This is a genomic window from Crossiella sp. S99.2 (assembly GCF_023094165.1).
Classification (GTDB): domain Bacteria; phylum Actinomycetota; class Actinomycetes; order Mycobacteriales; family Pseudonocardiaceae; genus Crossiella.
Genome location: NZ_JALMDK010000005.1, coordinates 156147 through 182628 on the forward strand (window position 1 = coordinate 156147; position 26482 = coordinate 182628).

The 26482-nt window shown below is 71.0% G+C and carries 21 protein-coding genes; 14 read left to right on the forward strand and 7 right to left on the reverse strand.

Annotated features, from left to right (window positions below; all coding sequences use genetic code 11):
- The first annotated feature begins 149 nt into the window (after positions 1-149).
- Positions 150-1322: a S8 family peptidase gene (locus tag MZC64_RS20490; protein ID WP_247758754.1), complete on the forward strand. Its 1173-nt coding sequence runs from the start codon at positions 150-152 to the stop codon at positions 1320-1322.
- Between the two features lie 363 nt (positions 1323-1685).
- Here MZC64_RS20490 and MZC64_RS20495 read toward each other — a convergent pair whose 3' ends face one another.
- From MZC64_RS20495 to MZC64_RS20510, 5 genes are all read right to left on the reverse strand, one after another.
- Positions 1686-2636: a hypothetical protein gene (locus MZC64_RS20495; RefSeq protein WP_247758753.1), complete on the reverse strand. Its 951-nt coding sequence runs from the start codon at positions 2634-2636 to the stop codon at positions 1686-1688.
- Positions 2637-2689: 53 nt separating this feature from the next.
- Complete coding sequence (locus MZC64_RS49140) at positions 2690-2764, reverse strand: putative leader peptide (protein ID WP_374205783.1); 75 nt, start codon at positions 2762-2764, stop codon at positions 2690-2692.
- A 255-nt stretch (positions 2765-3019) separates the two neighbouring features.
- Entirely contained in the window at positions 3020-4675 is a 1656-nt protein-coding gene (locus MZC64_RS20500) for an NPCBM/NEW2 domain-containing protein (RefSeq protein ID WP_374205776.1), read from the reverse strand.
- Between the two features lie 46 nt (positions 4676-4721).
- Positions 4722-7028 (reverse strand): glycoside hydrolase family 95-like protein, encoded by a 2307-nt coding sequence (locus tag MZC64_RS20505; RefSeq protein WP_247758752.1) that lies wholly within the window; start codon positions 7026-7028, stop codon positions 4722-4724.
- 200 nt (positions 7029-7228) lie between these two features.
- Positions 7229-8548 carry a DUF349 domain-containing protein gene (locus MZC64_RS20510; protein WP_247758751.1) on the reverse strand — a complete coding sequence of 440 codons (1320 nt, stop codon included), beginning with the start codon at positions 8546-8548 and terminating at the stop codon, positions 7229-7231.
- A 217-nt stretch (positions 8549-8765) separates the two neighbouring features.
- On the opposite strand from MZC64_RS20510, the gene MZC64_RS20515 reads away from it, so the two are divergent.
- The 3 genes from MZC64_RS20515 to dapF all read left to right on the forward strand — a co-directional run bounded on the left by MZC64_RS20515 (position 8766) and on the right by dapF (position 11293).
- Complete coding sequence (locus tag MZC64_RS20515) at positions 8766-9464, forward strand: class III extradiol dioxygenase subunit B-like domain-containing protein (protein ID WP_247758750.1); 699 nt, start codon at positions 8766-8768, stop codon at positions 9462-9464.
- Positions 9465-9543: 79 nt separating this feature from the next.
- A complete protein-coding gene (gene miaA, locus MZC64_RS20520; protein ID WP_247758749.1) occupies positions 9544-10446 on the forward strand; it encodes a tRNA (adenosine(37)-N6)-dimethylallyltransferase MiaA in 903 nt (300 codons plus the stop codon).
- Positions 10447-10450: 4 nt separating this feature from the next.
- Positions 10451-11293, forward strand: a complete 843-nt coding sequence (gene dapF, locus MZC64_RS20525) for a diaminopimelate epimerase (RefSeq protein ID WP_247758748.1) — start codon at positions 10451-10453, stop codon at positions 11291-11293.
- Here the strand turns inward: dapF and MZC64_RS20530 are convergent.
- Entirely contained in the window at positions 11260-11673 is a 414-nt protein-coding gene (locus tag MZC64_RS20530; protein WP_247758747.1) for a helix-turn-helix domain-containing protein, read from the reverse strand. The two genes, dapF and MZC64_RS20530, sit on opposite strands and share 34 nt — an antisense overlap.
- A 76-nt stretch (positions 11674-11749) precedes the next feature.
- Between MZC64_RS20530 and MZC64_RS20535 the strand changes: the two genes are divergently transcribed.
- From MZC64_RS20535 to MZC64_RS20550, 4 genes are all read left to right on the forward strand, one after another.
- Positions 11750-12664 carry an NADP-dependent oxidoreductase gene (locus tag MZC64_RS20535; RefSeq protein ID WP_247758746.1) on the forward strand — a complete coding sequence of 305 codons (915 nt, stop codon included), beginning with the start codon at positions 11750-11752 and terminating at the stop codon, positions 12662-12664.
- Between the two features lie 138 nt (positions 12665-12802).
- Positions 12803-14227: a GTPase HflX gene (gene hflX / locus MZC64_RS20540; protein ID WP_374205777.1), complete on the forward strand. Its 1425-nt coding sequence runs from the start codon at positions 12803-12805 to the stop codon at positions 14225-14227.
- Positions 14224-15270 carry a hypothetical protein gene (locus MZC64_RS20545; RefSeq protein ID WP_247758744.1) on the forward strand — a complete coding sequence of 349 codons (1047 nt, stop codon included), beginning with the start codon at positions 14224-14226 and terminating at the stop codon, positions 15268-15270. Before hflX ends, MZC64_RS20545 begins: the two co-directional genes overlap by 4 nt.
- A gap of 127 nt (positions 15271-15397) precedes the next feature.
- The gene (locus MZC64_RS20550; RefSeq protein ID WP_247758743.1) at positions 15398-16108 is read left to right on the forward strand and encodes a dienelactone hydrolase family protein; all 711 of its coding nucleotides are present in this window, start codon (positions 15398-15400) and stop codon (positions 16106-16108) included.
- On the opposite strand, the gene MZC64_RS20555 is transcribed toward MZC64_RS20550, so the two are convergent.
- Entirely contained in the window at positions 16101-18128 is a 2028-nt protein-coding gene (locus tag MZC64_RS20555) for a neutral/alkaline ceramidase (protein WP_247758742.1), read from the reverse strand. The two genes, MZC64_RS20550 and MZC64_RS20555, sit on opposite strands and share 8 nt — an antisense overlap.
- A gap of 253 nt (positions 18129-18381) precedes the next feature.
- Here MZC64_RS20555 and MZC64_RS20560 point away from each other — a divergent pair, with 253 nt between their 5' ends.
- The 6 genes from MZC64_RS20560 (at position 18382) to murG (ending at position 26477) form a co-directional block, all read left to right on the forward strand.
- Positions 18382-19893, forward strand: a complete 1512-nt coding sequence (locus MZC64_RS20560) for a UDP-N-acetylmuramoyl-L-alanyl-D-glutamate--2,6-diaminopimelate ligase (RefSeq protein ID WP_247758903.1) — start codon at positions 18382-18384, stop codon at positions 19891-19893.
- Positions 19890-21365 (forward strand): UDP-N-acetylmuramoyl-tripeptide--D-alanyl-D-alanine ligase, encoded by a 1476-nt coding sequence (gene murF / locus MZC64_RS20565; RefSeq protein ID WP_247758741.1) that lies wholly within the window; start codon positions 19890-19892, stop codon positions 21363-21365. The genes MZC64_RS20560 and murF overlap by 4 nt, the downstream gene beginning before the upstream one ends.
- Positions 21362-22456, forward strand: a complete 1095-nt coding sequence (mraY, locus tag MZC64_RS20570; protein WP_247758740.1) for a phospho-N-acetylmuramoyl-pentapeptide-transferase — start codon at positions 21362-21364, stop codon at positions 22454-22456. Before murF ends, mraY begins: the two co-directional genes overlap by 4 nt.
- The gene (murD, locus tag MZC64_RS20575; protein ID WP_247758739.1) at positions 22453-23820 is read left to right on the forward strand and encodes a UDP-N-acetylmuramoyl-L-alanine--D-glutamate ligase; all 1368 of its coding nucleotides are present in this window, start codon (positions 22453-22455) and stop codon (positions 23818-23820) included. The genes mraY and murD overlap by 4 nt, the downstream gene beginning before the upstream one ends.
- A gap of 7 nt (positions 23821-23827) precedes the next feature.
- On the forward strand, positions 23828-25246 hold the full coding sequence (ftsW, locus tag MZC64_RS20580; RefSeq protein WP_247797728.1) for a putative lipid II flippase FtsW: 1419 nt from the start codon (positions 23828-23830) through the stop codon (positions 25244-25246).
- A 94-nt stretch (positions 25247-25340) separates the two neighbouring features.
- Positions 25341-26477 (forward strand): undecaprenyldiphospho-muramoylpentapeptide beta-N-acetylglucosaminyltransferase, encoded by a 1137-nt coding sequence (murG, locus tag MZC64_RS20585; RefSeq protein ID WP_374205784.1) that lies wholly within the window; start codon positions 25341-25343, stop codon positions 26475-26477.
- Positions 26478-26482: the final 5 nt, after the last annotated feature.

Here is a 26482-nt window from a genome sequence, read left to right on the forward strand (position 1 = left end):
GTAGTCGCCTGACTACCCTCCGCAGTGTGCCAGATCGCGCGTCACCCGTAAAACGTCAATGCCGTAAAAAGTAAATTCTGTTCGGGCTGGGTTGTTTCTCCTAAGCTCTGAATTGCCACCAAGCAATTTTCCATGCCAAGGAGCAAACCATGTCGAAAACCACGCGCGCACTGAGTGTCGCGCTGTTGTCCGCGGTCGCCGTCAGCGGGTTCGCGGCCCTGCCCGCACAGGCCGCCGAGGGCGCGGTCCGGGGCGCCGACGCGGCCACCGCGGTGCCCGGCAGCTACCTGGTCGTGCTCAAGGACCAGGCCGCCAAGGCCAGCCCCGATGCGGTGTCCGGAAAGGTGGGCGCGCAGGTCAGACGGACTTTCTCGACTGCGCTGAACGGCTTCGAGGTCACCGCGGACGCCCGCGCCGCGCGCCGGCTGGCCGCCGACCCGAACGTGGCCTACGTGGAGCAGAACCAGGTCGTCGCACTCGCCGCGACCCAGCCGAACCCACCGTCCTGGGGATTGGACCGGATTGACCAGCGCAACCTGCCGCTGGACAACTCCTACACCTATTCGACCACGGCCGCGAATGTGCACATCTACATTCTGGACACCGGAATCCGGGCCAGTCATCAGCAGTTCTCCGGCCGGGTCGGAAATGGTTTCGACTTCGTCGACAACGACAGCAACCCGGATGACGCCAACGGCCACGGCACGCACGTCGCGGGCACCGCGGCCGGCACTGCCTACGGCGTGGCCAAGGGCGCGCGGCTGCACGGGGTCCGGGTGCTCAACGCCCAGGGCAGCGGCACCACCGCCGGGGTGATCGCCGGCGTGGACTGGATCACCCGCAACGCGGTGAAGCCCGCGGTCGCCAACGTCAGCCTCGGCGGCGGCGTGTCCGCGACCCTGGACGCCGCGGTGCAACGCTCGATCGCCTCGGGCGTGACCTACTCGATCGCCGCGGGCAACAACGGCGTGGACGCGGTGAACAACTCCCCGGCCCGGGTCGAGCAGGCCATCACGGTCGGCGCCACCAGCCGGACCGACGCCAAGGCCAGCTGGTCCGCGTTCGGCCCCCGGGTGGATCTGTTCGCCCCCGGCGTCGACATCACCTCCTCCTGGCGCACCGGTGACACGGCGACCTACACCGGCAGCGGCACCAGCTTCGCCGCCCCCCACGTGACCGGCGCCGCCGCGCTCTACCTCGCCACCAACCCGGCCGCCACCCCGCAACAGGTCCGCGACGCCCTGGTCGCCAAGTCCACCCCGAACAAGGTCACCACCCCCGGCGCAGGCTCCCCCAACCGCCTCCTCCACACCACCCCCTGACCCCCACACCGGCCAACACTCCCGGGAAGCTCCTCCGCCCCGGGAGTGTTGGCCGTTGTCGTACGCCGAGTTGGCCGTTATGGACGCCGGATTGGCCGTTATGGACGGCGAGTTGGCTGTTGTGGACGCTGGGTTGGCTGTTGTGGGGCGGGGGTGGGGTGAAAACCTCACGACGAGGGTTCTCGTGTCTTCTCCGTACGGCCTGGAGCATGCGGACCGCGCCCCGAGGAGCGGCCCCTGCAACCGGCCGCCGCCCCAGTCGCCCAGCCGTGACGGCCCGCGGCGTCCCACAACGGCCAACACCGGGTACAACAACGGCCAACGTGGCGTACGACAACGGCCAACACGCCGGTGGGGGTTGGGTTAGGGGTGGGGGATGCCGTCCCAGCGGATGGCGAAGGTGCCGGGGCCGACGTCTTGGGCGGTGGCGTGTACTGAGCCGGCGGCGGAGACGGTCAGGGCGCGGCGGCGGGTGCCGGTGGGGGAGGCCAGGGGGCTGGTTACCTGGTAGGCGCGTTGGGGGAGGGCTTCGGGGTGGAAGCGGACTTCGGCCAGGTAGTCGCGGACCGGGCGGCGGAATTTGCGGCAGAACAGGTCGCCCTGGCGGGGTGGGGCGCCTGCGGGGCTGATGATCTCGAACTCCATCATCACCGTCTCGCCGCGGCTCAGTGGTTCGTCGAAGAGGAGTTCGGCGGCCATCAGGCCGGTGTCGGGGTGTACGGCGAGGTTGCCCACCCGGCAGTGCCGCAGCGGCACCAGGTCGGCGGCGGCGCCGCGGGGGTGGCGGGGGTCGTAGACCACCAGCCAGCGGTCGGCGCCGTCGGCGTCGGCGCGCAGGACCTGTTTGACGCGCAGGCTTTGCTGTCTTCCGTCGCGACCGACCTCGACCAGGTCGTGCTGGCTCAGCCGGGTCAGCAGCTCGTCCGAGCTGGTGTCCACTGTGGACAGTAACTTGCCCAGGAGGTCTCGGCGGGACCAGAGTTGTTCCACCGTGGGGGTGGCGACCGGGGCCATGGCGTGTCTGCCGCGGGGACGGGGCGGGCCGACCAGCATCCGCAGCGCTGCCTCGGGCAGGCCGAGCACGGCCTCCAGATGGCCCAGCACCACGAAGGAGTCGTCGCGTTCTGGCTGGCGGCGGCCGGATTGCCAGTTGCTCAGGGTGGCCACGCTGACGGTGGCGCCGCGGGCGCGTAATCGGTGCTGCACCCGATCCAGGCTCAGGCCGCTGGCCTGGATCGCGGCGCGCAGGGCAGCGGGGAAGGGGCCGGTGCGCAGCAGGGTGGTCAGGTCGGGGGAGGAGACGGCCAGCGTCATGGAGTTGGTCCCGTTGGTCTCGTGAGGGCAGGGGCGAGACGTGGCGTACGGGATCAGCGACAGGCCGCGGAGGCCACCCGGACAAGGTCGATGTGACCCCGGGTGGTCAGGATTTCCTGCGGTGCCATGGGTTGGACGCTAGGGGCGGTGGTTTCGCGCTGTCAACGGCTCTCACGTGGTGGACAGCCCTCGACGCCTGGCCACGCCCCTGCCGATTCAGGTGCGTAGCCAGGCTCGCCAGATGGCCCAGTGTGTGAGGCACCGCCACCACTGGGAACCGCTTCAGGATTGCGGTTTCCCGTGGCGGCGGGAGACTGCAATCCTGAGCGAAGGCACCGACGATCGATGCGGGCCATCAGAGTGATGCGGTTAGGCCATCAGCATCAGGCGCAGGTGAGTGTGGCCTCGGCCCAGTCCGCGTGGTCGTAGTTGATGTTGTCGCCGCCGTCGGTGACGACCAGCCGGAGTTGTTCGGCGGCACTGACATCGGCGGTGATCGCGGTGGCGCCGCCTGCTCCGGTCAGCACGCCGGTGGCCGCTTTTCGGGTGCCGTCGGCGTGCACTTCGAAGACCACCGACCCGTTGGCCCCGGCGACCTCGTCGTCGATGCCGACCTGGGCGGTGAAGGTGGTGCATTTGCGGCCCAGGTACACGGTGATCTCACTGCGCGCGTGCACGCCGATGCCCTTGGGGTAGCTGACGCCGCCGATGGTCAGCGGCTTGCCGTCACCGGCGGGCTGGTTGCCGTTGCTGCGGTCCTTCTCGGCCGGGCCCCAGCCGTTGGCCACGCCCTGCCAGTCCAGGTCGGAGACCTGCGAGGTGCCCGCGGGCGGTGGGGTCTGCGCGCCGACCCGGCTGACCCGGTACATCACGGTGCCGTGGGCGGGCACTGAGGCGCTGATCGCGCCGGTGCTGGTGCGGGTGGCCTTGGACCACAGGTCCTTGAGCCGGAAGTTGTTGCCGGACAGGCCGATCTCCGCGGCGGTGGTGTTGATGGTGGCGGCCGAGCCGTTCTCGTTGAACAGCGCCACCGCGACATCGCCGTTGGCCAGCGGCTTGGCGATCACGTAGGTGCCGCCGGATGCCTTGATCTGCTTGCCCTGCACGCCCTTGGCGTCCTGGTCGACGTCGATGACGTCCTTGTTGAGCAGGGTGGTGAAGTTCTCCTGGTTGACCTTGCGCAGGTCGGCGCCGATGAGCAGGGGCGCGGCCATGATGGCCCACAGGCTGAAGTGCGAGCGGTATTCGGTGGGGGTCATGCCGCCGTTGCCGACTTCGAGCATGTCGGGGTCGTTCCACGCGCCGGGTTTGGCGTACTGCGCGAGGGGCAGGTTCTTCTTGAAGATCTGCACCATCTTGGCCCAGGTGTCGTTGATGTCACCGGTGGTGCGCCACAGGTTTCCGGTGTCCTGGGCCCATTCCCACGGCTTGTTCTGGCCCCATTCGCAGATGGAGAACACGATGGGGCGGCCGGTGGCCTTGAGCGCGTCGCGCATCTTGCGGTAGCGCATTTTGGCGTCCACGCCCTGGTTGTTGCAGTTATCGTACTTGAGGTAATCGACACCCCAGCTGGCGAAGAGTCTGGCGTCCTGTTCCTCGTGGTTGAGCCCGCCGGGGAAACCGAGCGCGTTGCAGGTCTTGGTGCCGGCACTGGTGTAGATGCCGAATTTGAGGCCCTTGCTGTGCACGTAGTCGGCGACGAACTTGATGCCGCGCGGGAATCGCTTAGGGTCGGGTTCGAGGTTGCCCTGGGCGTTGCGGGTGGTCTTGGCCCAGCAGTCGTCGATGTTCACATACTGGTAGCCGACGTCCTTGAGGCCCTTGTTCACGAAGATGTCGGCCATGTCCATGACCATCTTCTCGTTGAACTCCGCGCGGCAGTGCGTGGTGTTCCAGTTGTTGAAGCCCATCGGGGGTGTGCGGGCCAGGCCGTTCTCCAGTGCCTCGGCCTGCGGCGCGGCCACGGTGGTCAGCACGAGTCCGGTCGCGGCGATCACGGTGGATGCCGCGGCCAGTACGGCCGTCAGTCTTCTGCGCACGATAACTCCTTGTCCGGCAACGGGTTTCGCGGCGGCGAGGTGAGTTTTAGGACAGGCCCCATGGCTTGCCGGGGTTGCTGATCCGGACCGGTTCGATGGTCAGCTCGGGCATCGCGCCCTGCGGGTAGATCACCGCGGTGCCGCCGCGGGCCAGGTCGAACTCGACCACGCCGCCGGGCAGTTCGCGGAAGACCACCGGCGAGCCGTCCGGGCGGCTGACCTGGATCGGCCGCTGGATGCCGTGCCGCACCTTGCACGGCGAACCCGCTGTGCTGTGCACGGAAACCCACCGGGTGCGGCCGCCCTTGCGGACCGCGCTGATCTCGAAAGCGCCCTCGGTGAGGAATTTGTCCACGGTGACGTCGGCCCAGCCGCGCGGCACCGCCGGGAAGATCCGGATGAACTCGCCCCAGCTCTGCACGAGCATGTCGTGCAGGGACTGTGCCGCGGACAGCGGGGTTTCCACCACCGGGCTGCCCTCGCGGTACATGGTGTTCTCGGTGACCGGGTACCGGGTGCTGGGGTCGAAGAACTTCAGCAGGTAGGCCAGTGCCTCATCACCCCGGCCGAGTCCGGCCAGCATGGAGGCGGCGCCGGTGTAGCTGTAGCCGCGGTGCGCGCCCTGGATGGCGTGCCAGTGCTTGATCGAGGTGTCGATCAGCGTGCGCTGCGCGGGATCGTCGCCGGTGATCTCATACAGCGGGTAGACCATCAGCAGGTGCGAGTAGTGCCGGTGCGATTTCTCGTACGGCACCCCGGCGCCGATCATGAACCCGTTCTTGTCGGTGGGGTAGGGCACCAGATCGCGCAGCACCTGCCGCCACTTCGACGCGAGTGGGTCGTTCTTGCCGAGTTTGTCGTTGGCGTACAACAGGGTTCGGCAGCCCCAGCGGATCAGCGCGAGGTCGTAGTTGCAGTCCGGCGCGTTGCCGTACTCGGGGGAGTGGGTTTCCGGCAGGTGCAGTTTGCCGTCGCCGCCGGGTTTGAGGAAGTGCAGGTAGTAGTTGATGGACCGGCGCAGGATCGGGAAAATCGTGTCCCGCAGGATGGAGATGTCCATGGTGTGCCGGTAGGTCAGCCACACGTTGTGCAGGGTCCAGGTCAGGTTGCCGGTCTCCGGGCTGCCGCCGCCGTCGCCGGGGCGGGCCACGTAACTGCCCTTGAGCGTGGTCCGGTCGGTGCTGCGGCCCACGCCCGCGGAGTCGTGCTGGTATTCCGGCCGGACATTCTTGATCAGCTGGGCCTGGTTGTCCCGCAGTGTGCTGGTGATCGCGTCCAGTTCGACGTGGTTGCTGCCGTGGATGAGCCAGTATTCGAGCTGCACGTTCAGGTTCCACCACACCGCGGGCCAGCCGGTGGGCTCGAACCAGGGTCCGCAGGTGGCCATCACGGTGCCGCCGGCCCTGGTGCCGGTGGCGGTCTTGTAGAGCTGGATCCACCAGAAGCTCTGCAACCGCTGGTCCGGCAGCGAGACGAAACTCTTGCGGTAGAAGGCGTGCCACCACTCGCGGTGGCTGGCCACCAGCGCGGCCACCCCGAGATCGGCGGCGTCCCGGACCAGTTTCAGCGCCTCGGCCTCGGCGGTGCGGGCCGGGAAGCTGTGCGCCACCGCCAGCAGCAGGGTGTGCTCGCCGGAGGTCCAGGCCGGGTCGCGGTAGGCGGTGGCGGTCTGCCCGCCGGCCAGCATTTCCTGGCGCACCACCTGCTCCGCGCCGTTGGTCCCGCGCACCGGCTCCGGGTTGGGGGTGTAGCCGCTGGGCGGGTCGGGCCGGGTGCTGACCGCGGGTTCGGGGTGGAAGACCCAGCGCACCCGCTCACCGCCGCCCGGGGTCACCTGGGCCAGCAGCACCGAGCGGGTGGTGTGGATGAACGCGCGCACCTTCAGCGTGCCGGCCGAGGTGGTGATGGTGCCGGTGAACTCGCCGTGCCACAGGTCCAGGCGCCAGTCCACGCCGGTGATCGTGCCGGCGGGTTCCAGGGTGAGGTGGCCGACCGGCAACCGGCACACGCCGTGCCCGCTGCCGAACTGCGGCCGGTGGTCCTGCACCTCGGCGTGCTGCACGCTGAACCGGATCGCGTTCTTGCCCGGTTCCTTGCGGATGATCGACCCGAGCCGCCCGTCCCCGAGGAAGGGCCCCTGCCACCACTCGGCGGGCAGCTTCTTCCACACCGGATCCTGCGCGCCCAGGAACTTCGCCCAGTCCACCTCGGACAGTCCGGCGATCCCCGGCTCCGGGGCGGGGTTCTCGACCGGTGCGGCGGTGGCGCTCGGCGCGGCGGCGCCGACTACCCCGGCCGCCGCGGTGGCGGCCAGGAAGGTCCGACGAGAAAGATCCCATCTCTGCTCATCCATCGATAAGCCTCTTTCGCTTCCATGGATGGGCCGATGGCGGCATTTCGACCCCGATGTCGTGCACGAAGCTAGGAGCGTGGGCCCCGGCGCGTCAATGCTCCGACAAGGTAAGAGATCGGATGTATAGGTTTTCGAATCTGGTCGTCAGGGACAAAAAAGACCCCCGGTGCGCAGTGCACCGGGGGCCTGGTTCTCGCTGGTCAGCGGCTCGCGAGGGACTCCTCGGCGGCGGCCAGCCACTCGCGCCACTGCGCGGCCTGGGCCTCCGCCTCCTTGGCCTTGCGATCGTTGCCCGCCGAACGCGCCTTGGCCGCCTGCGACTCGAACTGCTCGACCCGCTCGCGGAACTGGGCGACCCTGGCCTCAGCCTCGGGGTCGGAGCGGCGCCACTGCGCGTCGACCGCGCCGCGCACCTTCTCCTCGACCGCGCGCAGCCGGCCCTCCAGCTCGCGCACCCGCTCCCGCGGCACCTTGCCGATCGCGTCCCAGCGTTCCTGCAGCTTGTACAGCGCGCCGCGCGCGGCCTCCAGGCCACCGGCGCCCGCCGGATCGATCTGCTCGGCCTCGGCCAGCAGCTCTTCCTTGAGCTTGGCGTTCTCGCCGAACTCCGCGTCCCGCTCGGAGAAGGCGTCACTGCGACGGGCGAAGAACTTGTCCTGCGCGCCGCGGAAACGCTGCCACAGCGCGTCGTCCGCGTCCTTGGGGGCCCGACCGGCGGCCTTCCACTCGGTCATCAGGTCCTTGTAGCGGGTCGCGGTGTCGCCCCAGTCGCCGGACTCGGCGATCCGCTCGGCCTCCTCCACGATCTCCTGCTTGCGCTGCTTCGCGGTGGACCGCTGCCGGTCCAGGTCCGCGAAGTGCGAGCCGCGCCGCCGGTTGAAGGCGTCCCTGGCCTTGGCGAAGCGCCGCCAGAGTTGCTCGTCGGTCTTGCGGTCGACCCCGCGCACGGCCTTCCACTCGTCCAGCATCTGGCGCAGCCGGTCCCCGGCCACCTTCCACTGCGTGGACTCGTTGGCCAGGCCTTCGGCCTCGTCGACCAGGGCCTGTTTCTTGGCCACCGCCTCGACCCTGGCGGCCTCCTTGGCCACCTTGCCCGCCTCGACCGCGGCCTCAGCCTTGATCACCAGCGCGTCCAGCTTCGTGGCCAGCGCGGCCAGGTCGCCGACCACATGGGCCTCGGCCAGGCTCTCCTTGATGGTGCGCACGCTGGTCAGGGCCTGCTTGGGGTCCCCGGCGCCGGAGGTCAGCCGGGTGTCCAGCAGTTCGACCTCGGTGCGCACGTCATCGAAGCGGCGCGCGAAATGCGCCAGCCCCTCGGCGGGCTCGCCCGCCTGCCATGACCCGATCGACCGCTCGCCGTCCGCGGTGCGCACATATACGGTGCCATCGGCATCGACCCTGCCCCAGCGGCCTGGATCGTCGGACGCGACCGGCACCGTTGGTGCCGGACCCGTTCCGCCTGGGTGCTGCGCCGGTGTGGCCGCAGCTACAGTCGCCAGGTTCGTGTCCTGGTCCGTCATCGCCGGCTCCTCCTTGACTGCCCGCCTCGCTCGCCCGCACCCGATCTGCGGGCGCCCCGCAGCAGCGGGGCCAGTGCACGTCGTCGAGGACCGGCACTCGCGGTCCTCGACGCCGCATTCAAACAGGTCAGGGCCGCCGGTGGTACTCCTGGGCCAGGTTGTGACCTTGCTTTTGCCTACGGTTGCCCCCGAGCGAGCCCCACTAGCCTTGATGCTCGTGATCGCCCGAGTCGCCTTCGCGCCCCATCCACCCCTGTTGGTACCCGAACTGGTGACCGGAGCCGCCACCGAGACGGAACCCCTGCGCCGGGCCTGCCGTACCGCCGCCGCCACCCTCACCCAGATGGCCGACCACTGGTGGGTGATAGCCGTTGACCAGGCCGGACCCAAGATCATCGGTCCGGAGGCCCGCGGCACCTTCGCCGGGTTCGGCGTGGACCTGGAGGTCGACCTGGGCCGCGGCCAGGGCGGCGCCGACCCGGAGCTGCCGGTCCCGGCGCTGATCGCGGGCTGGCTGCGTGCGCACGCGGGCGCACGTTCGGTGACGGTCCAACTGCTGCCCGCGGATCTTTCCCCGGCCGAGTGCCTAGAACTGGGGACAACGCTGGCCGCGGGCCCGGAACCCACCGGCCTGCTCGTGCTCGCCGACTCCTCGGCCCGCCTGACCCCGCGCTCCCCGGTGCCGCCCGACCCACGCGCCCCAGAGTTCGACGCTCAGATCTCCAGCGCGCTCGCCACCGGCGACCCCGCCCCGCTGACCGCCCTGGACCCGGCCCTGGCCGTCGAGCTGTGGGCACACGGCCGAGCCGCCTACCAGGTCGCCGGAGCCGCCACCACGGGCCGCGGCTGGCAGGCCGACCTCCTCTACTCCGACTGCCCCTACGGCGTCGGCTACCACGTCGCCACCTGGACCTGACCACATCGAGTTGGCCCAACTCGTACGGCAAGTTGGCCCAACCGGGCGTACGAGTTGGGCCAACTCGTACGCTCGGGTGGTGAGTCGTGTTTGTCCGGTCGCGATCGTCGGCCCCACCGCTGCCGGCAAATCCGGGCTCGGCGTGCGATTGGCGCGGCGACTCGGCGGTGAGGTGGTCAACGCCGATGCCGCCCAGCTCTACCGGGGCATGGACATCGGCACCGCCAAGCTCACCGAGGCCGAGCGGGACGGCGTGCCGCACCACCTGCTCGACGTCCTGGAGGTCACCGAGACCGCCGCGGTGGCCGCCTACCAGCGGCAGGCGCGGGCCAAGGTCGAAGAGCTGCTCGCCGCGGGCCGGACGCCGATCCTCATCGGCGGCTCCGGTCTGTACGTGCAGTCCGTGCTGGACGACCTGGAATTCCCCGGCACCGACCCGGAACTGCGCGCTCAACTGGAGGCCGAACTCGCCGAGGTCGGCTCCGCCGTGCTGCACGACCGGCTCACCGAACAGGACCCGGTCGCGGCCGCCTCGATCCTGCCGAGCAACGGACGCAGGGTGGTCCGCGCGCTGGAGGTCATCCGGCTCACCGGCCGTCCGTTCTCCGCCACGCTGCCCACGCCCGGCCCCGCCCGCTACGGCACCGTGATCATCGGCCTGGCCCCTGACCTGCCGCTGCTGGACGCCCGGATCAACGCCAGGGTCACCGAGATGTTCGCCGCCGGACTGGTGGACGAGGTGCGCAAACTGGAGGCGATCGGCCTGCGCGACGGGCTCACCGCGTCCAGGGCCCTGGGCTACCAGCAGGTCCTGGCCGCCTTCGACGGCGCGCACGACCTGGACACCGCCGCCGAGCTGACCGCGCAGGCCACCCGGCGCTTCGTCCGGCGGCAGCGCTCCTGGTTCCGCCGGGACAAGCGCACGCACTGGTTCGACCCGGCGGACCCCGGCCTGGACCAGGCCGTGCTGGACGTACTCTGAAGCCGTGGCCGGAGTGGAATTCCTCAAGGGACACGGCACGGAGAACGACTTCGTGCTGCTGCCCGACGCGGACGGAGAACTGGACCTGACCGACGCCCTGGTGCGCGCGCTGTGCGATCGGCAGCGCGGACTGGGCGCCGACGGCGTGCTGCGGGTGGTGCGCACCGCCAAACTCACCGACGCCCCGGCCGGGGTCGAGTCGGCCGAGTGGTTCATGGACTACCGCAACGCCGACGGCTCCATCGCCGAGATGTGCGGCAACGGCGTCCGGGTCTTCGCGCACTACCTGGTGCGGCAGGGCCTGGCCCAGGCAGGCGAGTTCCCGGTGGGCACCCGCGCCGGGATCCGGCCGGTCATCGCGCACGCCGACGGCACCGTCACCGTGGACATGGGCCCGGTCACCGTCTTCGGCCGCTCCACCGCCACCCTGGGCGGCCGCGAGTACCCCGGCGTCGCGGTCGACGTCGGCAACCCGCACCTGGTCTGCCCCCTGGACGGCGGCCTGGAAGACCTCGACCTGACCAGCCAGCCGGGCTACGACCCGGCGGTGTTCCCGCGTGGGGTCAACATCGAGTTCGTGCGCACCCTGGCCCCCGGCGCGCTGCGCATGCGGGTGCACGAGCGCGGCGTGGGGGAGACCCGCTCCTGCGGCACCGGCACGGTCGCCACCGCGGCCGCCGCCCTGCACCTGACCGGCCACAACACCGGCGAGGTCACCGTGGACATCCTCGGCGGCCAGGTCCGGGTCACCGTGGAGGACCAGCGCGCCACCCTCACCGGTCCCGCCGTGCTGGTCGCCAGCGGCAGGCTGGATCAGTCCTGGTGGGACTCGTTCCGCGCGTCGTAACCCGCGCGGGCCAGATACACGTGGTCCATGTTGGCCTCGGCCCACAGCTTGAGCTGCTCCACCGTGGCCCGCAGGCTTTTGCCCAGCGGGGTCAGCGCGTAGTCCACCCGCACCGGCACCGAGGGCGTGACCTCGCGGGTGACCAGGCCGTCGCGCTCCAGCGTGCGCAGCGTCTGGGTGAGCATCTTCTGGCTGATCCCGGCGAGCTTGCGGGACAGCTCGTTGTACCGGCGCGGCCCGTCCTGCAGCGCGCAGAGCAGCAACGTCACCCACTTGTCGCTGATCCGGTCCAGCAGGTTCCTGGTCGGGCAGGCGGCCAGGTAGGCGTCGTAGGCGTCCCGCTCGGCTGATCTGCGGTCGGCTGCGGTCTGCGTGGCCATGACTCTCCTCCCGGTGTGGTACGCACTGTGAAGTACGTACTCCCCGGGAGAGAGTAGCTCACTTAATGTCCTCCGCATGCGAGCAATTCTGATCAAGAAGTTCGGCGGCCCCGAGGTGCTGGAGGTCGCGGAGGTGCCGGTGCCCGAGGCAGGCGCGGGCCAGGTGCGGATCAAGGTCGAGGCCGCCGCGCTCAACCCGGTGGACCTGCTCAGCGCCGGCGGGTTCTTCGTACAGGGCGGGAACCTGGCGCAGCTCCCGGCCTACGGCGTGGGCTGGGACGTGGCCGGGGTGGTCGACGCGGTGGGTGCGGGCGTCACCGGCTACGCGGTCGGCGACCGGGTGATCGGCCTGTCCGACAAACTGGACCGGGTCCCCGATGTGCAGGCCGAGTTCGCGGTGCTGCCCGCCACCGACCTGGCCCCGTTCCCGGCAGGCAAGACCGCCGCGGAGGCGGCCAGCCTGCCGCTCAACTCCCTGACCGCCGACCAGGCCATCGACCTGCTGGAACTGCCCGAGGGCGGCACCCTGCTGGTCACCGGCGCGGCCGGTGGCGTCGGCGGTTACGCGGTGGAGCTGGGCAAGCTGCGCGGCCTGCGGGTGATCGCCACCGCGAGCGCGGCCGATGAGGACCTCGTTCGTTCCTTCGGCGCGGCCGAGTTCATTCCGCGTGGCGCCTCGCTGACCACCTTCGGGCAGGTCGACGGCGTGCTCGACGCGGCCAACATCGGCGCGGCCGCGGTGGCCGCGACGCGCCCCGGCGGCGGCTTCGTCGCGGTCAACGGCAGCCAGCCGGAGACTCCCGAGGACGTGCGCGGGATCGCGGTGTTCGTCACGGCGCACGGCCCGCGGCTGGCCGAGCTGTCCGCGCTGGTGGAGAAGGGCGAACTCAGCGTCCGGGTGTCCGAGGAGCTGCCGTTCGAGCAGGTCACGCAGGCCTACACCAAGCTGGCCGCCGGCGGGTTCCGCGGCCGGATCGTGCTGGTCCCGTGAGCACCGGCTCCGGCCGGGGTCAGTCGATCCCGGCCGGAGCGTTCCGGTAGCTCCAGTGTCACCCGTACGGCGGTGGGTCGGCGAAAGTGCCCGGTCACACCGGAAATCGCTGGCGGAACGTGGGACACTGGACCCCGTATGACGGAATTCATGACACAGGCCGACGAGACGGACATCCTCTCGACCGGCGAGATGGAACTGGCCGACCGCGCCGCGCTCCGCAGGGTCGCCGGGCTGTCCACCGAACTCGCGGACATCAGCGAGGTCGAGCAGCGACAGCTCCGGCTCGAGCGGGTGGTGCTGGTCGGCGTGTGGACCGAGGGCGACGCCGAGGAGGCGGAAGCCTCGCTCGCGGAGCTGGCCCGGCTGGCCGAGACCGCGGGCGCCGAGGTCCTGGAAGGCCTCATCCAGCGCCGCCAGAAACCCGACCCGGCCACCTATGTGGGCTCCGGCAAGGTCATCGAGCTGCGCGAGTCGGTCATCGAGACCGGCGCCGACACGGTCATCTGCGACGGTGAGCTGTCCCCTGGGCAGCTCCGGCAGCTGGAGGAGAAACTCAAGGTCAAGGTGGTCGACCGGACCGCGCTGATCCTGGACATCTTCGCCCAGCACGCCAGCTCGCGGGAGGGCAAGGCCCAGGTCGAACTGGCCCAGCTGCAGTACCTGCTGCCACGGCTGCGCGGCTGGGGCGAGTCGCTGTCCCGGCAGGCCGGTGGCCGCGCCGGTGGCAACGCCGGGGTGGGTCTGCGTGGTCCCGGTGAGACCAAGCTGGAGACCGACCGCAGGCGGATCACCAAGCGGATGGCCAAGCTGCGCCGCGAGATCCGCGCGATGGGCACGGTCCGGGAGACCAAACGCGGCATGCGGGTGGCCAACCTGGTGCCGAACGTGGCCATCGCCGGGTACACCAACGCGGGCAAGTCCAGTCTGCTCAACGCCATCACCGGCGCGGGCGTGCTGGTCGAGGACGCGCTGTTCGCGACCCTGGACCCGACCACCCGCCGGGCGCTGACCCCGGACGGCCGCACCTACACCCTGACCGACACCGTCGGCTTCGTCCGGCACCTGCCGCACCAGCTGGTGGAGGCATTCCGCTCCACCCTGGAGGAGGTCGCCGACGCGGACCTCATCCTGCACGTGGTGGACGGTTCGGACCCGCTGCCGGAACGCCAGGTGTCCGCGGTGCGCGAGGTGTTCGCCGAGATCATCCAGGACCGGGACGCGCCGATGCCGCCGGAAGTGCTGGTGGTGAACAAGCTGGACCAGGCCGACGAGCTGACCGCGACCCGGCTGCGCCACCTGTTCCCGGACGCGCTGTTCGTCTCCGCGCACACCGGCTCCGGCATGGACACGGTGCGCGACCTGCTCGCCGAGCGCATCCCGCGACCGGACGTGCTGGTGGAGCTGCTCATCCCGTACAGCCGGGGCGAAATGGTCTCCCGGGTGCACTCCGAGGGCCAGGTGCTCACCGAGAAGCACACCGAGGACGGCACCGAACTGCGCGCCAGGGTGAAGCCGGAACTGGCCGGGCAGCTCGGCGAGTTCGCGGACAACCGGGCGTGAGTTTCCCGACCCGCACAACAGCGCTGCTGGTGACACTGGCAGCGCTGTTGTGCTCCTCCGGGCTGCCCGCGCTGGCCGCGGATCCGCCCGCGCCGGTGGACAAGTGCCGGTACACGGACAAGCGGCTCAAGGAGCTCAGCGGCCTGGCCAGTGACGGCAAACGCTGGTACGCCATGGCCGACGGCGGCTCCCGGCTGCAGGTCCTGGTGCTCACCCCGGAGTGCAAGGTGGAGCGGGTGATCAGCAACGCCACCGACCCCTTCGACGTGGAGGACTTGGCCCGCGCGGCCGACGGCACGCTGTGGCTGGCCGACACCGGCGACAACGGCAAGAAGCGGGACAGCATCGCGCTGCACGCGTTGACGCCCAACGGAAAAGCCACGCTGTACCGGCTGACCTACCCCGACGGCCCGCACGACGCGGAAGCCCTGCTGCTGGACCGCAAGGGCACCCCGTACATCGTCACCAAGGAACCCTTCGCCCCGGCCGGGATCTACCGCCCTGGCAAGGCGCTGACCGCGCCGGGCCCGACCCCGCTGGAGAAGGTCGGCTCGATCCGGATCAAGTCCAGCAGCACTCCCGGCGGCCCGGTCGCCGGGTTCGGCTCGGTGCTGGTCACCGGCGGCGCGGTCAGCCACGACGGCACCGTGATCGCGCTGCGCACCTACACCGACGCGCTGCTGTTCCCGGCCCCCGACGGCGATATCGCCGAGGCGCTCAAGCGGGAACCGGTCCGCGTCCCACTGCCGAATGAGACCCAGGGCGAGGCCATCGCGTTCGAGCCCGACGGCACCCTGCTGTCCGGCTCCGAGGAGATGGACCCGATCCGCGCGATCCCCGGCGCGGCCAAGCTCGCCGCCGGCGCACCCCCGGCCGGGAACCAGAACCCGGCCACGCCCGCGCCCAACGGCGGCGGCAACCAGGCATCCGGCCAGCCCGCCGACGCGGAAGGCTCGACCTCCTGGGGCGGGATCCTGCTCGCCGGGGTCGGCGTGCTCGCGGTGATCCTCCTGGTCGGCCGCAGCCGACGGGCCAAGCGCTAAAACCCGCGTCCGCCGTCGAGTTGGCCAAAGTGGTACGTCCAGTTGGGCCAACTACGCGTACGACTTGGGCCAACTCGACGTTTGGCGGGGTGCGGGGGCGTGGGCGGGGCGCGCTTAGCATGGCGAGATGACGACGCGTGTGGAGACCGTGACGGTCTCCGATGGCACCTTCGACCTCTCCGTGTGGCTGCCCGAGGCCACCACCCCGCGGCCGGGAATCCTGCTGGTGCAGGAGATCTTCGGCGTCGGCGACTACATCAGGGCGGTGGCCGCCGACCTGGCCGCGCTCGGCTACGTGGTGGCCGCGCCCGACCTGTTCTGGCGGCAGCACCGCAACTGGGCCGCCGACCACGGCGAGGAGGGCCTGAAAGCCTCCATGGAACTCGTCGGCAAGCACGACTTCCCCGGCGGCATCACCGACTCGCTGGCCGCCCTGGAAGTCCTGCGCGGCCTGCCCGAGGTCGGCGGCCGGCCGGTGGGCGCGCTGGGCTTCTGCTTCGGCGGCACGGTCACCTTCTTCCTGGCCGCACAGGGGGATCCGGACGCGGTGGTGTCCTTCTACGGCTCCGGCGTGCCGGACAACGCCGGACTGCTGGCGAACATCAGCGCGCCGATCCTGATCCACTTCGGCGGCGCCGACCCCTACATCCCGCGCGCGGAGGTGGCCAAGGTCGAGGCCGCCGCACAGGGCCGGGCCAACGTCGAACTGCACGTGCAGGAACAGGCCGGGCACGCCTTCCACAACCGCAAGGCCCCGGCGTTCCACCACCCGGAGGCGGCGGCCGAGGCCTGGCGGCTGACGGAGGAGTTCCTGGCGCGGACGCTGCCGGTCAGCTGACCGTGAACTCCGGGGAGGCGCCGGTGAACGGGGTGATCTTGGTGGACAGGGCCTTCGCGTCACCCGAGTACACGATCCGGTACTTCCCCGGTTGCGCGGTCGCCGGCACGTCCCAGGTCGCGGTGACCCGGGAGGCCGCGATGCCCCAGCGCGCCCAGTGGAACTTCGTGGACCAGTCGCCGTCGTCGGCGACCCGCTTCCACCGGTCGCCCTCCTGACGCTGCACCTCCAGGTAGGACCCGCCGTGGTGCAGGTTGTTGTTCGGGTGCGCGCCGGCGAACTCGACCTTCACCTGCTGACCGCGGGTGTAGGCGGCCGCGGGTGGGGTGACGGTGTCGCCGAACTGGTACCCGATCGGCGGGGCGTCCAGGACCACCCCGGGCTGCACGGTCCACTTCGACCCGGACAGGTCCGGGACCTGCGGCCCGGGGTTGGTGGCCCGACCGGCCTTCAGATCACCGGCGACCCTGGCGAACTCCTGCTGGTAGGCGGGCAGCGCCCAGCGGCCGAACATGGTGTGACCGCCCTCGTAGTCCTGCTGGTCGTACTCCTCCGGCGTGGTCAGGTAACCCGAGTAGTCGTTGGTGTAGCCGGAGACCAGCACGTTCTCCAGCGGCGCCCCGGTGGCCGCGGCCACTGTCTGGCGCAGCCGCAGCCCGGCCACGATGGTGGCCTCCTTGGACACGGTGGCCAGGTAGAACTGACCGATCTTGAGCACCTGCACCGGCAGGATCTTCGGGGTCAGCCCGAGCTCGCCGGTGTCCAGCAGGATGTCCTTGGGGGACTGGCAGGCGCGCAGTTCCGGCGAGGCCTGGTAGCGGGCCTTGGTGACCAGTTCGATCAGCGGGTTGTTGCCGACCCCCTCCTTGAAGATGTCCGGCCCCGGCCCGTCCTCGGTGCTGCCCGCGGCGAAGCTCGCGCCCATGGCCGCGCCACAGGTCTTGTGCGCCTGGCCATCCCCGGTGAAGCGCTGGTCCACCGTCACATTGCTGAGGTCCACAAAGGACAGCCGGGAGCCGATGCTGCCCGCCACCGCGGTGCCGCCGTTGTCCAGCAGGCGTTTGGCCGCGGCGAACTGGCGCTCACCGATGATCTTCGTGTTGGCGATGTGGTCCTCGGTCGGGCCGGTGCCCGGCTTCAGCGCCAGGTTCGGGCTCATGTCCCCGGCGCTGGTCTGGGCGAAGGCCGCCACAAAACCCGGTGCGCCACTGAGGTAATCGACCCCGCTGACATCGCGCTCCCAGTGATAGGCGGCGTAACCCTTGTTGTCACCGGAGATCAGCTTGTGGTCGCCGCGCAGGCTGGTGCCGTGGGTGGCGAAGAAGTTCAGCGCGCCGATCGGCTTGCCGCCGCGATCGAAGCGCAGCAATGTGGTCTGCGGGTCGATGCCCTCGGGGAAGAATGCCTTGTCCGCGGCCGGGTTGCGGTCGAAGGCCCGGCGGGACCGGTTCACGCTGGCATCCCGCAACTCGCCCTTGCCCAGGGACACCGAGCCCGGCGCCAGGTCCTGGTGGGCCTGCTTCACCGAGGCCACGATGCCGTTGACGATCGCCTTGAAGGTGTCGTCGTGGTAGCCGAAGGTGGTGATGTTGTAGAGCGAGTAGTGCGAGTAGCCGCCCGGCCCGGAATGGGTGTGGGTGGCCGTGATGGCCAGGTTCGCGTCCGTGTAGGCCCCGCCGAGTTCCTGCCCGAGCCGCTTGAGCACGGCCTGCCGGACGCTGGCGAAGATCTGCCCGACGTCCACCGTCACCAGCGCGATCCGTTGTGTGCCTGCGGAATCGGCCACCACGAAGGCCCTGGACCGCTGCCGCTGGTGGATCCCGGCGGTCTGCTGGTCCAGCTTGGCGTAGCCCATCATGCCGCGTTCGGCCGGTTCCCCGGTCACATCGGCGATGCCCCGGCCCACCAGGTAGGTGTCCGCCGGCGCGGCCGTGGCCGGGTCGAGCTGGGTGAGCAACCCGGCGCCGAGCAGTGTTGCCAGGGCGAGGGTCAGGGCAGGTCTGATGCGGTTCAGGCGCATGGCGGTAGCCCTTCCGGCCAAGGTCGGCTGTGACCTGGAACACGACAAGCGTTGGCCTGAAGGTAGCGAGGCCCGAGGCGAATGTGAACCCTTCTCACGTATGACCCGGGTGGATCACGCCCAGTAGCACAGCCGGGCCGTGCTAGGCCACTCAGCGCACGCCGGTAGCCTCTCGCGCGTGCCATCAGTGGTCGCTACAGCCCCGCCTCGCCCGTCGCTGACCGAGCCGGTCCGACTGGACGAGCTAGCCGGCATGGTCGGCGCCGTTCTCGCTGGTGACAACGGCCGCGAACACGCTGCGGTCCGGGTCACCGGCGCCACCCTGCGCGCGCAGCAGGCCCAGCCAGGCGACCTGTTCGCCGGACTGCCGGGGGCCCGCGCGCACGGTGCCCAGTTCATCGCCCAGGCCGTCGAAGGCGGCGCGATCGCGCTGTTCACCGACGCCGCGGGCGCGGACCTGCCCGAGGTGCGCGCGGCCGGCCTGCCGGTGCTGGTGCACCCGGATCCGCGGGCCGTGCTGGGCGAACTGGCCGCCCGGATCTACGGCAACCCCTCGGACCGGCTCGCCATCATCGGCATCACCGGCACATCCGGGAAAACCACGGTCAGCACGCTGATCGAGGCCGGACTGCGCGCCGCCGGCCGCACCACCGGGCTGATCGGCACGGTGGCCACGGTCATCGCCGGGGACCGCCTCGACAGCGCGTTCACCACCCCCGAGGCCCCCGACCTGCAGGCGCTGTTCGCGCTGATGCTGGAACGCGGGGTCAGCGATGTGGCCATGGAGGTCTCCAGCCACGCGCTGTCCCTCGGCCGGGTCGCGGGCACCCACTTCACGGTGGGCGCCTTCACCAACCTGTCCCAGGACCACCTGGACTTCCACGCCGACATGGCCGACTACTTCGCGGCCAAGGCCAAGCTGTTCGACGGCCGCGCGGACCAGGCCGTGGTGATGGTGGACGGCGAGTGGGGCCGCAAGCTGGTCACCGAGGACACCGTCACCGTCTCCCTGGACGGCGCGGCCACCTGGCGGGCCGCCGACATCAGCACCGAGGCCACCGGCATCCAGCGCTTCCGCGCGCTCGGCCCGGACGGCATCGAGCTGCGACTGGCCATCCGGCTGCCCGGCGACTTCAACGTGGCCAACGCGCTGCTGGCCGCCGCCTGCCTGCACGCGGCCGGGGTCCCGGACGCGGCCATCATCGAGGGCCTCTCCAGCGTGGACGTGCCCGGCCGGATGGAACGGGTGGTGCGCGGCCAGGACTTCACCGCGGTGGTGGACTACTCGCACAAGCCCGGCGCGGTCGCCGCGGTGCTGGACTCGGTGCGGGAACAGGCCAAAGACAGCCGGATCATCGTGGTGCTGGGCTGCGGCGGCGACCGGGACAGCGCCAAACGCGCGCTGATGGGCGAGGCCGCCACCCGCAGGGCCGAGCTGACCATCGTCACCGACGACAACCCGCGCACCGAGGACCCGGCCGCGATCAGGGCCGCCATGCTGGCCGGCGCGCTGGCCGTGCCCGAGTCCGAGCGCGGCGAGGTCATCGAGATCGGCGACCGCGGCGCCGCCATCCGCGAGGCCGTGCGCCGCGCGGGTCCCGGAGACGTGGTGGTCGTGGCGGGCAAGGGCCACGAGACCGGCCAGGAGATCAACGGCGTCGTGCAGCCCTTCGACGACCGGCAGGTGCTGTCCGGGGCGATCGACGCGCAACTGTCCGGCAACCCCGGTGGCGCTCCAGGCGTCCACCACACGGAGGGTTCATGATTCCGCTCAGCCTGGCCGAGATCGCCGCGGCGGTCGGCGGGCGCCTGCACCGCACCGATGGCAGCCCGCTGGTCACCGGGAGCGTCGAGTTCGACTCGCGCAACCTGACCGAGGGCGGCCTGTTCCTGGCCCTGCCCGGACTGAAGGTGGACGGCCACGACTTCGCCGCCGCCGCGATCCAGGCCGGCGCGGCGGGCGTGCTGGCCGCGCGGGAGGTCGACGCGCCCGCGGTGATCGTGCCGCCGGTGAGCGAGGCCAACCGGGGTTCGGTGGCGCTGACCGGCGACACCGACGGCTCCGGCGCCGCGGTGCTGGCCGCGCTCGGCAAGCTGGCCCGGCTCACCGTGGACACGCTGGCGCCCAAGGGACTCACCGTCGTGGGCATCACCGGGTCCTCCGGCAAGACCTCCACCAAGGACCTCATCGCCCAGGTGGTCGAGCCGATGGGCCCGACGGTCGCGCCGCCCGGCTCGTTCAACAACGAGCTGGGCCACCCGTGGACCGTGCTGCGCGCCGACGCCGACACCCGGTTCCTGGTGCTGGAACTCTCCGCGCGCGGGGTGGGCCACATCGGCCAGCTCTGCCAGACCGCGCCGCCCCGGATCGGGGTGGTGATCAACGTCGGCACCGCGCACCTGGGCGAGTTCGGCTCCCAGGAGGCAGTCGCCCAGACCAAGGGCGAACTCGCCGAATCCCTGCCCTCGGCGGCGGAGGGCGGCGTGGCCATCCTCAACGCCGACGACCCGCTGGTCGCCGCGATGGCGCAGCGCAGCAAAGCCAAGATCGTCTTCTTCGGGACCGACCCGAAAGCCACCGTGCGCGCCGCGGACGTCGACCTCGACGAGCAGGCCAGGGCCACCTTCCGCCTGGTCACCCCAGCCGGGGAAGCCGAGGTCAAGCTCGGCCTGCACGGCGCGCACCACGTGTCCAACGCGCTGGCCGCGGCCGCGGTCGCGCTGGAACTGGGCGCCACGCCCGCGGAGGTCGCCGACCGGCTCTCCGCGGCGCGACGGGTCTCCGCCCGCCGCATGGAGGTCACCACCCGCGCCGACGGCGTCACGGTGGTCAACGATTCGTACAACGCCAACCCGGAGTCGGTGCGCGCCGCGCTCAAGACCCTGGCCGCCATGAGTCGCACCGAGCCCCGCCGCCGCAGTTGGGCCGTGCTCGGCGTGATGGGGGAGCTGGGCGAGGACAGCATCGCCGCGCACGACGCGATCGGCCGCTACGCGGTCCGGCTCGACGTCAACCGGCTCGTCGTGGTCGGCGAGCAGGCGGGCGCGATGCATCAGGGCGCGTACCTCGAAGGATCATGGGGAGAGGAGTCCGTACTCGTGCCGGACGTCGAAGCCGCCATCGCGCTGCTGCGTGATCAGGTGCGGCCAGGGGACGTCGTGCTGGTCAAGGCCAGCAAGGTGGCCGCGCTGTGGCGGGTCGCCGACGCGTTGCTCGAAGGCGGTGACACCGCGTGAAAGGCATTCTCGTCGCGGGCGCGATCGCGCTCATGGTCTCCATCCTGCTCACCCCCTACCTGGTCAAGGTCTTCTCCCGGCAGGGATTCGGCCAGGAGATCAGGGAGGAGGGTCCCCAGCACCACAAGACCAAGCGCGGCACGCCCACCATGGGCGGCATCGCGATCCTGGTGGCCATGTGGGCCGGTTACGGCACCAGCCACCTGTTCGTCTACCTGACCAGGGGCACCGGCGACCAGGTCGGTCCGACCGCCTCCGGCATGCTGGTGCTGTTCCTGACCACCGGCCTCGGCCTGGTCGGCTTCCTGGACGACTTCATCAAGATCCGCAAGGCCCGCAACCTGGGCCTGTCCGGCACCGCGAAGATCGTCGGCCAGGTGCTGACCGCGACCATCTTCGGCTACCTGGTGCTGCAGTTCCCGGACGCCAGCGACTACCACCTCACCCCTGCCTCGGTGAACCTGTCCTTCGTCCGGGACATCTCGATCATCTCCTTCGGCGCCATCGGGTTCATCATCTTCTGCAACCTGCTGGTGGCGGGCTGGTCCAACGCGGTCAACCTGACCGACGGCCTGGACGGCCTGGCCGCCGGCACCGCGGCGATGGTGCTGGGCACCTACGTGGTCATCTCGTTCTGGCAGTTCCGGCTGGACTGCTCCGAGCGGCTCAACCCGGCCTGCTACTACGTCCGCGACCCACTCGACCTGGCGATCGTGGCGGCCGCGGCGATGGCAGGCTGCGTCGGCTTCCTCTGGTGGAACGCGGCCCCGGCCAAGATCTTCATGGGCGACACCGGATCGCTGGCCCTGGGCGGCCTGGTCGCCGGTCTGTCCATCGTGACCCGCACCGAACTGCTGATGTTCGTCGTCGGCGGGCTGTTCGTGGTCGAGGTGCTCTCGGTGAGCCTGCAGATCCTGGTCTTCCGCACCACCAAACGAAGACTGTTCCGGATGGCGCCCTTCCACCACCACTTCGAGCTGGCCGGCTGGGCGGAAACCACGGTGATCATCAGATTCTGGCTGCTCGGCGGCATCTGCTGCATGATCGGCCTGGGTCTGTTCTACAGCGAGTGGCTGGCCTCGGGCGGATGAGCCAGTCCCAGTTCGCCGGCGCCTCGGTCCTCGTCGCGGGGGCCGGGGTGTCCGGTCTGTCCGCCGCCCAGGCCCTGGCCGACTGCGGCGCCAAGGTCACCGTCACCGACGGCAACGAGTCCCGGCTGGCCTCGATCACCGAGTACGCCACCGCGCTCGCGCTCACCGAGCCGCCGCCGGGCACCGACCTGGTGGTCACCAGCCCCGGCTGGCGGCCGGAAACCCCGCTGCTGGCCGCCGCGACCGCCGCCGGCATCGAGGTCATCGGCGAGGTCGAACTGGCCTGGCGGCTCGACCAGGAATCGGCCGACGGGCCGCGGGCCTGGCTGGTGGTCACCGGCACCAACGGCAAGACCACCACCATCGGCATGCTGGAGCACATCCTGCGCGCCGCCGGGGCCGACGCGGTCGCCTGCGGCAACGTCGGCCTGCCCGTGGTGGACGCGGTCCGCGCCGGACACCGGGTCCTGGCCGTGGAACTGTCCAGCTTCCAGCTGCACTGGTCGCCCTCGGTGCGGCCCAGCGCGGGCGCGCTGCTCAACATCGCCGAGGACCACCTGGACTGGCACGGCTCCCTGGACGCCTACGCCGCAGCCAAGGCCGCCGTGCTCACCGGCGAGGTGGCCATCGGCAACCTGGACGACCCCCTCGTCGCCGAGCTGCTGGCCGCCGCCCCGGCCCCGCGCAAAATCGGTGTCACGCTGGGCGAACCGGCCCCCGGCCAGTTCGGCATCACCGGCGGCAACCTGGTGGACCGGGTCGAGCAGGCGGTGCTCGCCGAGGCCGCGGCGATCCGCCCAGCCGGACCACCCGGACTCGCCGACGCCCTCATCGCAGCCGCCCTGGCCCGCGCGCACGGCGTCTCCGCCGACGCCGTCCGGGACGGCCTGGCGAGCTTCCAGCCCATCGCGCACCGGGCCAGCCCGGTCGCCGAGGTCGACGGCGTGCGCTACATCGACGACTCCAAGGCCACCAACCCGCACGCCGCCGCCTCCTCTCTGCGCGCCCACGACCGGGTGATCTGGGTGGCAGGCGGACTGCTCAAGGGCGCCTCGGTCGAAGACCTGGTGGCCGAAGCCGCGCCGCGACTGGCCGGGGTGGTGCTGATCGGCCAGGACAAGGACGTGATCGCCGCCGCGCTGGCGCGACACGCGCCCGAGGTCCCCGTGCACACGGTGCCGGAGGGGGACGATAAGGCCATGGTGTCGGTGGTGAGAGCGGCGAGCGCAATGGCACGACCGGGTGATGTTGTGCTGCTGGCGCCCGCGGCGGCCTCCATGGACATGTTCACCGACTACACCCACCGCGGCCGCGCCTTCGCCCAAGCCGTCCGAGAGGTACACCAGTCGTCAGAGGCTGGGTGAGGGCGGGATGCCGCGACGGACCCGCAGGACCCCCCGCGTCTCCTGGCGCTCGGCCCTCACCGCCTGGCTGAGCAGGCCACTGGCCGACTTCCACCTGGTGCTGGCGGTCTTCGGCCTGCTCACCATCCTCGGCCTGGTCATGGTGCTCTCCGCCTCGATCCCGGACAGTCTCAATAAGTTCAACTCCTCGTTCGTGATCTTCGCCAAGCAGCTCGTCTACGTCGTCGTCGGCCTGGGGCTGTTCTGGATCGCGCTGCGGCTGCCGGCCAGAACCCTGCGCAGACTCAGCATCCCGGCCATGGTGATCAGCCTGCTGCTGCTCATCCTGGTGCTGGTGCCGGGCATCGGCGCCGAGATCAACAAGGCGCGCAGCTGGTTCAAGATCGGCCCGCTGTCCTTCCAGCCGGTGGAACCGGCCAAGGTCGCGCTGGTGCTCTGGGGCGCGCACGTGCTGGCCACCAAACGCGCCATGCTGCACCAGTGGCGGCACCTGCTGGTGCCGCTGGTGCCCGCGGCGCTGATGATGTTCGCGCTGCTCATGCTGCAACCCGACCTGGGCTCCACCATCACCCTCGCGGTGATCGTGCTGTCCCTGCTCTGGTTCGCCGGCGCGCCGCTGCGGCTCTTCGGCGTGATCGCCCTGGGCGCGGTCACCGGCGCCATCGTGCTGGCCATGACCGCGGCCTACCGGCTGGAACGGCTGACCTCCTTCTTCAACCCCGACGCCGACCCGACCGCCTCCTACCAGTCCAGGCAGGCGCTCTACGCCCTGGGTGACGGCGGCATCTTCGGCGTGGGGCTCGGCCAGGGCAAGGCCAAGTGGAGCTACCTGCCCAACGTGCACAACGACTTCATCTTCGCCGTGATCGGCGAGGAACTGGGCCTGATCGGCGCGCTGCTGGTGCTGGTGCTCTTCGGCCTGCTCGCCTACGTCGGCCTGCGCATCTCCCAGCGCAACACCGACCCGTGGATCCGGCTGGTCTCCTCCACCCTCACCGTGTGGCTGGTGGCCCAGGCCGCGATCAACATCGGCTACGTGGTCACGCTGCTCCCGGTCACCGGGCTGACGCTGCCGATGATCTCCTCCGGCGGCACCTCGGCCGCGGTGACCATGCTGGTCTTCGGCATCCTGGCCAACAACGCCCGGCACGAGCCGGAGGCCGTGGCCGCGTTGCGCACCCTCGGCCCCGGCCGGGTCGGCAAACTGCTCCGGCTGCCCGCGCCCGAGCCCTACCGGCCACCGGCCAAACGCAAGCCGGTGCGCCCGTCCACCCCACCCCGCCAGGCCGGTCGCCCGGTGCGCCCGGCCGCCCACCAGGCCGCCTCGGCCCAGGACGACCGGCGGCGCACCCGGCGCAGCACCGGCAGCCCCGATCCCCGGCGCCGAGCCGGCTACCCGAACAGCCGCGAGGGCCGGATCCGCTGATCCCCGTGCCTGGGCGCGCTGCGTAGCGCCCCGGGCGCACGCAGTGTCACAGGCGGATTTTGTTACCCTCGCGGCCATCCGATCCCCCATGACGATGCCTGGGAATCCGGGCTGGAGGACTTCCGCAGTGTCTGGTGAAACCGTCCGAAGTGGACCCTGTGTCGTCGTCGCCGGAGGCGGCACCGCCGGGCACATCGAGCCCGCGCTGGCCCTGGCCGACGCGGTGCGCCGGATCCGCCCCGACGCGCGGATCATCGCGCTGGGCACCGAGCGGGGGCTGGAGAACAAGATCGTGCCGGCCCGCGGCTACCAGCTGGAGCTGATCCCGCCGGTGCCGATGCCGCGCAAGCCCACCCCTGAGCTGCTCCGGCTGCCGCTGAAGGTCCGGGACGCGGTCCGCCGCACCCGCGAGGTCTTCGAGCGGCACGGCGCGGACGTGGTGGTCGGCTTCGGCGGCTACGTGGCCCTGCCCGCCTACCTGGCCGCCCGCGGCCGGGTGCCGATCGTGGTGCACGAGGCCAACGCGCGCACCGGCCTGGCCAACAAGGTCGGCGCCCGCTTCGCCGCCGCGGTGGCCGCCGCGGTCCCCGGCTCCGGCCTGCCCGGCGCCAAGGTCATCGGCATCCCGCTGCGCCAGTCCATCACCACCCTGGACCGGTTCGCGCTGCGCGCCGAGGCCCGCCGCTTCTTCGGCCTGCACCCCACCGCCCCCTGCCTGCTGGTGGTCGGCGGCTCGCAGGGCGCGCAGTCGATCAACTCCGCGGTCTCGGCCGCGGCCGGGATGTTCGCCGCCGCCGGCATCGGCGTGCTGCACGCGCACGGGCCCAAGAACACCGTGGCCGTGCAGCAGGTGCCGCACGCCCCGGCCTACGTGCCCGTGCCCTACCTGGAGCGGATGGACCTGGCCTACGCCGCCGCCGACGCGGTGCTCTGCCGCTCCGGCGCGATGACCGTGGCCGAGGTCTCCGCACTCGGCCTGCCCGCGGTGTTCGTGCCGCTGCCGCACGGCAACGGCGAGCAGGCGCTCAACGCCAACCCGGTGGTGGACAACGGCGGCGGCATCATCATCGCCGACGGCGAGCTGACCGCCCAGCGGATCGGCGAGCAGGTCATCCCGATCCTGCGCGACCCGGAGCGGATGGCCAAGATGGGCGCGGCGGCCCAGTCCGGCGGGCACCGCGAGGCCGATGTGGTGCTGGCCCGCATGGTGCTGGACCTGGTGCGCCGGTGAGCGCC